Here is a 1,404-nt window from a genome sequence, read left to right as displayed (position 1 = left end):
CTCCGCGGCGCCCTGCAGCTGGCCGCGGCGCACCCGGTGGCCGTCCGCCGGGCGGGGGCCGGCGACCTGGCCCGGGAGCTCGCGCTGCGCGAGGGCGCCGTCACCGTCGTCTGGCAGTCCGTCGTGCGCCAGTACGTGCCGCCCGCCGAGCGCCGCGCGGCGGAGGCGGACCTGGAGGCGCTCGGGCGGCGCGCGTCGCCGTCCGCGCCGCTGGTGCTCCTGGCCCTCGAGCCGCGGCGCCTGCCGGGCGAGCGCCAGCAGCGGTTCTGCGTCGAGGCCCGCGTCCACGGCGCGCCCCCCGGCTCCCGGGCGGCCGCGGCGGGCGCCCGGCTGCGGCTGCTCGGCGAGGCCGCCCCGCACGGGGTCCCCGTCCACTGGGGCCCTCCGGGCCGAGTCCGGTGGGGTCCTCCGGGCTGAGCCTGCGGCCCCGGGACGGCGGTGGTGCGCGGGAGGGGCGCGCGGGCGGCGGGGCGCTCGCCGGCGGCACCTAGGCTGCCGGGGTGACGATCGACCTCCACGCGCACTCCAGCGCGTCGGACGGCACCCAGCCTCCGGGCGAGGTCGTCGTCGCGGCGGCGGCCGCCGGCCTCGACGTCGTGGCCCTCACCGACCACGACACCACGGCCGGGTGGGAGGAGGCCGTCGCCGCCTCGCTCGCCACGGGCACCGCGCTGGTGCGCGGCGTCGAGATCTCCTGCCACAGCGGCGGGGTGAGCGTGCACCTGCTCGCCTACCTCCACGACCCGGCGGCCCCGGGCCTGCGGGCGGTGCTGGACCGCTCGCGCGCCTCCCGGCTCCACCGGGCCCGCGCGATGGTCGACCGCCTGTCGGCCGACCTGCCCCTCACGTGGGAGGACGTCCTCGAGCAGGTGGACGGCGAGGCCACCGTGGGGCGCCCGCACCTCGCCGACGCGCTCGTCGCCAAGGGTCTGGCCCGCGACCGCGGTCACGCCTTCGCCACCGTCCTGTCGACGCGCTCGCCGTACTTCGTGGGCCACGCGGCGCCCGACGCGGTGCAGGCCGTCCGCCTGGTCCGGGAGGCGGGCGGGGTGCCGGTCTTCGCCCACCCGCGCGCCGTGCTGCGCGGGCGGGTCGTGCCCGACGCCGTCGTCGAGGAGCTCGCGGACGCGGGCCTTGTGGGGCTGGAGGCGCACCACCGCGACCACGACGCGCGCGCCGTGCGCGAGCTCGAGGACCTGGCCGCCGCGCTGGGGCTCGTCGTGACCGGCTCGAGCGACTACCACGGCGCCGGGAAGGCCAACCGGCTGGGCGAGCGCACGACGAGCCCGGCGGCCCTGGAGGCGGTCGAGGCCCTCGGCGCCCTCGAGGTCGTCCGGCCCTGAGGCCGGCGCCGGGACGCCCGCGGCCCGGCGGTCAGGCGCGCAGGCGCTGCTCGGCGTCGCG

The 1,404-nt window shown here is 80.7% G+C and carries 2 protein-coding genes; both read left to right on the top strand.

All coding sequences use genetic code 11. The features are described 5' to 3' along the window. On the top strand, nucleotides 1-417 hold a 417-nt coding region (locus HLB09_RS17055; protein WP_171204480.1), incomplete at its 5' end, for a DUF2332 family protein. 83 nt (nucleotides 418-500) lie between these two features. Next, nucleotides 501-1,343 (top strand): PHP domain-containing protein, encoded by an 843-nt coding sequence (locus tag HLB09_RS17050; RefSeq protein ID WP_171204479.1) that lies wholly within the window; start codon nucleotides 501-503, stop codon nucleotides 1,341-1,343. Nucleotides 1,344-1,404 lie beyond the last annotated feature (61 nt).

Source organism: Pseudokineococcus marinus (assembly GCF_013004605.1).
Lineage (GTDB): Bacteria > Actinomycetota > Actinomycetes > Actinomycetales > Quadrisphaeraceae > Pseudokineococcus > Pseudokineococcus marinus.
The sequence above is the reverse complement of the archived record's forward strand: the minus strand, read 5'-3'. Positions and strand labels throughout refer to the sequence as shown.